The following is an 8,246-nucleotide window of genomic DNA, read 5'->3' as shown; positions in this document are numbered from 1 at the left end:
AATTTAGAAAAAGTCAAGGGTGAAGTTAGTCTTGCCTTTTTTAGCTACAATTTAAAAAGAGTAATAAATATCTTAGGGGTTAAAGAGATAATAGCATCTCTTTGTGCTATTTTATATAAATTAAAAATTGAGCTAGATTGTATATTTTACAATCTAGCTCAAAATTAAGTTCTTAAAAGTTATAAAAGTTGATTTTCGCACAACCTGCCGGGGGGTACGCGATTGATGTCGAAATATAATTCTTTAATTCCATAGTAGTTGTCTTACCTTTCAAATTTATAATAAATCTAAGGATACTATCAAACGACATTTAAATATTTCTAGTAAATGGATTTTTATTTAGTATTCCAATTTCTTTAGTCTCATTATTTTTAGTGTCTTTAAATACTCTAATATTCATCTATTATCATTAATTCTTAGATCTATATTATAATTTATTGTATAAAATTGGAATACTAAAATTCAAATAATCACTTCAATTTCCTTAAGTTGATGACATTGCCACCCTGTGAGGTATTGAGAATATAAATGTTTCGATGATTTATGCAATATAGAATTTGACAATAAAGAAAAGAATGAAAACTGGCAATATAAAAAAAAATAATATATTCTTAAAAGATTTAACAAGATAATAATAACTACATAGTATATAATAATAGTTATAATGATAATAGATAAATCTTACTTTAAAAATGTATTTTTATATTAAATAAAGATAAAAATAAAGTTATATGGTAAAATATAATTATAATAAAATATAAAGAGGAGTGAATATGATGAAATTAGACGTTAAAAAAATAAGAAAAGAAAAAAATACTGTTATAGTTTCGTCAAAGGAATCACTAAAAGATATAGAACATATACAATGGTCCAAAGATATCATAGCAGGAAGTAAAAAGGTAGAAATTAAAGCAACAAATAGATAAGGAGTATACAAAAGAATGTGCAAAGTAGGAGATATTATTATCATAAATAATTATGAAGATAATGGGATGATTTTAAATAAACACTCATTTGTAGTTTTAGATGATGAAAATGGAGAAATACAAGGTTTATCATATGATATGGTATGTAATGTTATGTCATCATTTAAAAATGAAGAACAAAAGAAAAAGAAAATTAGTTATCCTGGTAATTTTCCAATTACAAGTAATGATAAGCAAACAAAACCTGATAATGGAAAAGAGGGTTATATAAAAGCGGAACAATTATATTATTTTAAAAAGAATAAGATAGACTTTCAAGTAATAGGAAGTATGAATAAAGAATCACTTGAAAAATTAATTAGATTTATTGAAAACTTAGAGATAGATATAAAAGAAATTATAGATAACTTATAAAGTATCTAATTTATAAAAAATAAGGTTATAAACTAACAGTGGCTCTTACTCATCTTTGGGTAAATGATGCTATTTTAATAAAGGTGGACACGTTAAAACTAATGTGTCCACCTTTATTAATTATATTTAGCAAGGCAAGTCACTAAGTTTCTTGCCTACAATCATCCGGGGTAAAATTATTGTAGAATTTTGAATATGCTCCTACGAATATATTAGTTCTTTTATATTAGATATAAATCTCTGCCAGAATATCTAAATGTATAATCAAAATAATTATTCATAAAAAAAATACATAATCATAAAATTTAATATAACAATATGAAATGATGTTTTATAATGTGAAACGATATATAAAATTCATTTGGATTTTGGGAGGAACAATTATGAAAATAGGGCTCATTGGTGCAGGAGCCATGGGTAGTTTGTTTGGAGGATTTTTATCTCAGAAAAATGAAGTATATCTAATTGATATTTGGAAAGAGCATGTAGATGCTATCAATACACAAGGATTGATCATAGAAGAAGAAAATAAAGAAAAAAAGTTTTATCCAAAAGCAACAATAGATTCTAGCAATTTACCTACATTAGATTTAATTATAATTTTTGTAAAATCAATACACACATCTATGGCAATAAAAAGCCATCAAAACCTTATAAATAAAAATACTCTAGTACTATCACTTCAAAATGGATATGGAAATATAGAAGACCTTCAAACCATAGTTAAAAAGGAAAATATTATAGCAGGAACTACTTCCCATGGAGCAACAGTATTAAACGCAGGAAAAATAAGGCACGCAGGAAAAGGAAAGACTTGTATTGGAGCAATAGAATCAAATTCTATGGATAAAGTAGAATTGATAAAAAATATCATGGAAGAATGTTCAATTCCTACTGAAATAAGTGAAAATATACTAGAGTTAATATGGTCAAAGTTAATTATTAATATAGGTATAAATCCTCTAACAGCGTTATTAAAAGTTGAAAATGGAAAACTACTAAATTCTAATTACACATTAAATCTTATGAAAAAATTAGTCTATGAGGCGATTGATGTAGCAAAGGAATTAAATATCTATTTTGATAAAGAAACTTCACTAGAAAGAGTCAAGAATGTAGCCCATCTTACAGCAAACAATAAATCCTCAATGTTACAAGATATTTTGAATAAAAGAGAAACGGAAATAGACAAAATAAATGGTGCGGTAGTTACAATAGGAAAAAAAAATAACATAAGTACTCCGTACAATGAAATGATAGTGGACTTAATAAAATCCACAAGCCAACTTATTTAAGGGTGATATTATGGTTAATAAGTATGAAAAAGTAAAAGAAGTTTTAGAATCAAAACAATTAATTGAATTTACTCAAGAGTTAATAAAAATTAATAGTGTATTTAATCCTGAAGATAAAAATGCCAATGAAAAAAGAGTAGCACAATATATATTCAACTTTCTCAAAAAGGAAGGATTTGAAGTATATATTGAAGATGCTGTGGAAAATAGACCTAATGTAATAGCCTACCTAAGAGGAGAAATACCAGGCAAAACTATATTGTTTGAGGGACATACAGATGTAGTTTCAGCAGGTGATTATTGTCAGTGGACATATGATCCATTTGGAGGAGAAATAGTTGAAGTTAATGGCATAAAAAGAATCTATGGTAGAGGAGCATGCGACACCAAACAAAATTTAGCAGCGGCAGTTTTTGCAGCAAAGGCGATTAAAGATTCTAAGGAAAAATTTAAAGGAAATATACTACTTTGTATACCTTGTGACGAAGAAGGGTTAATGTTAGGAATTAAAAGTTTCATAAATAATGGCTGGGCAGACAATGTAGATGCAGCAGTTATATGTGAGCCAGAAGAAAATAATATTTGTATCTTCCAAAAGGGAGCATTGAGAATTAAAATTAATTTTTATGGCAAGATGGCGCATGGTTGTATGCCTTTAACTGGGAACTGTCCTAATTGGGCAGTAGGGAGGGTTATATGCGAGGTTAGAAGACTAGAAACTTTTGAAAAGTATAGACTAGGAAAACATGAATACTTAGGATATCCAAGCTTTACACCAACCATGATACAAACTCCAATTAAAGGTGTTGCTCAAATCAATGTAATACCACAAGATGCATATTTGACACTAGATATTCGAACAGTACCAGGCCAAGACCATGAGGCAATCAAAAGACAGATACAAGGTATATTAGATGAATTTAGTTCTCAGTTTAGAGAAGGAGATGATAAATTTACTGCCAGTATGGAAATTCTAGATGATAGACCTTGGACACAAACACCTAAGGAGGAGCCTGTAGTTAAATCTATAGTAAAAGCTTATCAAAGTGTTTTAAATTCTGAACCAATCTATAATGGGGTACCAGGAGCAACAGATGGAACAATTTTAAATAGTATAAAAGGTATACCTGTAATTGTAACTGGAGCAGGGAATAGAGAAGTACCTCACCAAGTTGATGAGTGGTGCGAAGTAGATGAAATAATAGAAACATCAAAAATTTACGCACTTACAGCGTTATATTATTTAAATGAAGAATACTAAACTGTAGAAGAAGGTAAGTGCAATAAAAAGAGGATGTAGGGGGAAAATAACTATGAAGAGTAAAGTAAATATTTTAGAAATGAAAAGAATGAAAAAAGAAGGTAAAAAATTCACAATGGTAACAGCCTATGATTACACAACGGCTTCAATAGTTGACAACTCAACGGTAGAGCTTATTTTAGTAGGTGATTCTCTAGGTATGGTGATGCTAGGGTATGACAGTACAACAGGAGTAACTATGGAAGAAATGATTCATCACATAAAACCCGTTGTGAAAGGTGCACCAAATACTTTTATAGTGGGAGATATGCCTTTTGGTGCTTATAATGTAAGTGTAGAAAAAGCAATAGAAAATGCAAATAGATTAATGAAAGAAACAGGGTGTGACTGTATAAAACTAGAAGGTGGAGCAGAGTTTGCGCATACAATAGAAGCAATAACAAAAGCTGGAGTACCAGTGATGGCACACTTGGGGCTAACGCCTCAAACCACATCACAACTTGGAGGATTTAAAGTTCAAGGTAGAGATCTTGAAACAGCTAATAAATTAATTAATGATATAAAGGCCGTTGCCGAAGCAGGAGCATTTTCAGCTGTTGTTGAGTGTGTTCCTTCTCAAGTAGCAAAATTAATGGCAGAAGCGGTAGATCTACCAATAATAGGAATTGGAGCAGGACCATATGTAGATGCCCAAGTATTAGTGACTCAAGATATGATGGGTATGTTTGATAAGTTTACACCTAAATTTGTAAAAAAATATGCTACATTAAGAGAAGATATGGTAAATATATATAATGGCTTTAACAGTGAGGTAAAAGAAGGTTTGTTTCCGTCTAAAGAATATAGCTTTGATATAAAAGTAGATGGACTAGAGTAAATAATAAAAATTTAAAAGAGGAGGGGTATAATGGATAAGAGAGAAAAGGGGGTATATGCAAAATCATTTAAAGAGCAACTTACATTAAGAGGAATTATATTAGGAGTAATTGGCTCAACAGTAATTACAACGAGCTCAATGTATGTTGCACTAAGAATGGGAGCATTGCCATGGCCAACATTATTTGTTGCAATTATGTCAATGACGCTTCTAAAAGCACTAAAGAATACTAATCTTAATGAAATAAATGTAACTCATACTATAATGTCTGCTGGTGCAATGGTTGCAGGTGGATTTGCATTTACTATACCAGGTATATGGATGTTGGATAAAACAGCAAATATAAGCTTTACAACATTATTAGTTGTGACTCTATCAGGAACTATACTTGGAATAATTTGTACAGCACTAATAAGGACTTTCTTTATTGAGAAAGAAGCACTTCCGTTTCCTATGGGAATTGCAGCATATGAAACTGTAATAGCAGGAGATGAAGGAGGTTCAAAATCAAAAGTACTATTTTCAACTTTAGCAGGTTCTGCTGTGTTTACAGCACTTAGAGATTGGTTTGGGCTAATACCAGGAGCAATAAATGTCACTTCCTTAGCTGCAAAAAATATATTTGTAGGGGTATGGATATCACCTATGGCAATAGGTATTGGATATATTATAGGGCCGATATTTACAGGTGTAATGTTTTTGGGTGCACTGATAAGCTACTTATTAATAATACCTGTTGGAATTAGCACTGGAATATTTGCTGATGTAGCTACTGCAACAGCTTTTAAAGATAGTTTAGGTATTGGCTTAATGGTAGGTACAGGTATAGGAGTATTATTAAAAGGTATATTGCCAAGAGCAAAAGAACTTTATGGACCAATGCTTACAGGAAAAGCTGTTCAAGATAAAGAAATAAACATAAAAATAATCCCAATAGGATTTACTTTAGTAGTATTTTTATTAACGGTATTTACTGAAATGGGATTTTTTGCGAGTATATTAGTGATAATTGGTGCTTGGCTAACTACAGCAATGGCAGCATCTATGACAGGTCAATCAGGAATTAATCCTATGGAGATATTTGCAATAATAGTATTATTAGTGGTAAAAGCTTTAACTTCAATAGGTATAATAGAAGCTTTCTTAGTAGCTGGAGTCATAGCAGTAGCCTGTGGATTAGCGGGAGATGTATTAAATGACTTTAAGTCAGGTTATTTGTTAAAAACAAATCCAAAAGCTCAATTAATTGGTGAGACTATAGGAGCAATTATAGGGGCAGTAGTTTCAGTTGTAGTTTTATTCATAATGATGAAAGCGTATGGACCAATGGGACCAGGTACGGAACTTGTTGCTCCTCAAGCTTATGCAGTATCTACTATGGTTGGAGGTCTTCCTAATACACAAGCTTTTATTATTGGATTAATATTAGGAATAGTATTATATATATTAAAAGTTCCATCTACTTTAGGTCTTGGTATATATCTTCCAATGATGATAACAAGTGCAGTTGCAATAGGTGGTCTAGCATCATATATAGTATCAAAAGTTAAGCCTACAGCAAATGAAAGAGGAACAATTATATCTTCTGGTTTACTAGGAGGAGAAGGTGTAACAGGTGTATTAATTGCAATTATAAAGGTAATCACGATGTCATAGGAGGAAATTTAAATGAAGGAGATAAAATTTACTCATATAGAAGGCATAAAAATTGGGAATATACAAGATGAAAAAGCAGCTACTGGATGCACTGTAGTAATCTGTGAAAAAGGTGCAACAGCAGGTGTTGACGTAAGAGGTGGTTCACCTGCAACTAGGGAAACTGATTTATTGAATCCTGTAAATATGGTTCAACAAATTCATGCAGTAGTTTTATCAGGAGGAAGTGCTTTTGGATTAGATGCATCTAGTGGAGTGGTAAAATATTTAGAAGAAAAAGGAATTGGATTTGATGTTCAAGTTGCTAAAGTTCCTATAGTATGTGGTGCAAGCTTATTTGATTTAACTTTAGGAAGTGCAAATATTAGACCTGATGCAACTATGGGGTATAAAGCTTGTGAAAATGCTCAAACTCAAAATGAAGAAATTTTAAATGGAAATATTGGTGCAGGTTGTGGTGCTACAGTTGGAAAATATTTAGGTCTAGAAACCTCTATGAAGGGTGGATTAGGAACTTATGCAATTGAAATAGGAGACTTACAAGTTGGAGCAATAGTAGCAGTAAATTGCTTAGGTGATGTTGTAGATCCAGAAGACAACAATAAGATTGTGGCAGGATTGATTAAAGAAGGAAAATTTTTAGGAACAGAAAATATAATGATAGATAATTACTACGATAAAACAAATTTATTCTCAGCAAATACAACTATTGGCATTGTAGTTACTAACGCAAAGTTTACAAAATCAGAAATAACTAAAATTGCATCCATGGCACATAATGGATATGGTCGAACTATGAGGCCTGCTCATTCAATATATGATGGTGATACAATCTTTGCATTATCAACATCAGAGGTGGAGGCAGATTTAAGTGTTGTTGGGTTACTAGCAGCTAAGGTTATGGAAAGAGCAGTTGTAAATGCAGTCAAACATGCATCCAATCTTCATGGGGTTAGATCTTTTAATGATATATAGTAACTTAATATAAAATATTTGTATCAGGCTGAGAAGGTGAAAAAATGAATAAAACAGAGCAGAAACTAAGTATTGTGAAATTACTAGCTTTAGGTGGAGTAATATTTTCAATGCACTTTGGTGGCTCAAGTATGATTTGGCCAATGACCTGGGGAAAAGAAAGCGGGAGTAGTGTATTAATTTCATTTATAGGAGTGTTTTTTACAGCATTACTATTTCCATTACTAGGTTATGTAGCATTAGCTAGAGGTAAAGGTAGTCTGTATCAAGTAACCAAACGTATATCTATTAATTTTGCTAATATATTTTGTGGAATAATTATGTTAGTATTAGGACCATTGTTTTGTATTCCAAGAATGAGTGCAGCAGCATGGGATGCCTTTACTCAATTAATAAATTACAAACAAGATAATCTATTAGCAATATCAATATTTTCAATAACTTATTACTTAATAACTTATTGGTTTATTTTTAAAAAAGATAATACCGTAGATAAAGTTAGCAAATTATTATGTCCCATACTATTAGTAGCAGTAATAATTATTATTGGAAAAGGATTAATGACACCTTTAGGGCCAATGGCAGATAAAACGTTTCAAATACCTGCATTTGTATATGGATTTACAGAAGGATATGCAACTTTAGAACTACCTTGTGCCTTAGTATATGCAACAATAGTTATTGAAAATTTGAGAAATACAGGAATTAAGGAAGAAAAACTAGAAGTAACTTTAGTAAAAGTTGCAGCTATAGGCATAGGTATATTAACATTAACACATTTAGGCCATATGATAGTGGGAGCTAATACTGGTAATTTATTTTCAGGCCTTAAATATGCGTCA

At 31.0% G+C, this 8,246-nt stretch carries 8 protein-coding genes; all 8 read left to right on the top strand.

All coding sequences use genetic code 11. The features are described from left to right. The first annotated feature begins 773 nt into the window (after positions 1-773). A complete protein-coding gene (locus ACRC03_RS06545) occupies positions 774-926 on the top strand; it encodes a hypothetical protein (protein ID WP_438651754.1) in 153 nt (50 codons plus the stop codon). Between the two features lie 15 nt (positions 927-941). Further along, a complete protein-coding gene (locus tag ACRC03_RS06540; RefSeq protein ID WP_438651753.1) occupies positions 942-1,340 on the top strand; it encodes a hypothetical protein in 399 nt (132 codons plus the stop codon). 383 nt (positions 1,341-1,723) lie between these two features. Next, positions 1,724-2,635: a ketopantoate reductase family protein gene (locus ACRC03_RS06535; protein WP_438651752.1), complete on the top strand. Its 912-nt coding sequence runs from the start codon at positions 1,724-1,726 to the stop codon at positions 2,633-2,635. A gap of 10 nt (positions 2,636-2,645) precedes the next feature. Continuing rightward, complete coding sequence (locus ACRC03_RS06530) at positions 2,646-3,896, top strand: M20 family metallopeptidase (protein WP_438651751.1); 1,251 nt, start codon at positions 2,646-2,648, stop codon at positions 3,894-3,896. Positions 3,897-3,948: 52 nt separating this feature from the next. After that, the gene (gene panB / locus ACRC03_RS06525) at positions 3,949-4,773 is read left to right on the top strand and encodes a 3-methyl-2-oxobutanoate hydroxymethyltransferase (protein WP_438651750.1); all 825 of its coding nucleotides are present in this window, start codon (positions 3,949-3,951) and stop codon (positions 4,771-4,773) included. Positions 4,774-4,803: 30 nt separating this feature from the next. Beyond that, positions 4,804-6,429 (top strand): OPT/YSL family transporter, encoded by a 1,626-nt coding sequence (locus ACRC03_RS06520; RefSeq protein WP_438651749.1) that lies wholly within the window; start codon positions 4,804-4,806, stop codon positions 6,427-6,429. A 12-nt stretch (positions 6,430-6,441) separates the two neighbouring features. Continuing rightward, positions 6,442-7,404, top strand: a complete 963-nt coding sequence (locus tag ACRC03_RS06515; protein ID WP_438651748.1) for a P1 family peptidase — start codon at positions 6,442-6,444, stop codon at positions 7,402-7,404. 44 nt (positions 7,405-7,448) lie between these two features. Next, the coding region (locus tag ACRC03_RS06510; protein WP_438651747.1) for a branched-chain amino acid transport system II carrier protein at positions 7,449-8,246 on the top strand (798 nt) is incomplete at its 3' end.

This window comes from Romboutsia sp., assembly GCF_051659545.1.
Lineage (GTDB): Bacteria > Bacillota > Clostridia > Peptostreptococcales > Peptostreptococcaceae > JBOFOR01.
The sequence above is the reverse complement of the archived record's forward strand: the minus strand, read 5'-3'. Positions and strand labels throughout refer to the sequence as shown.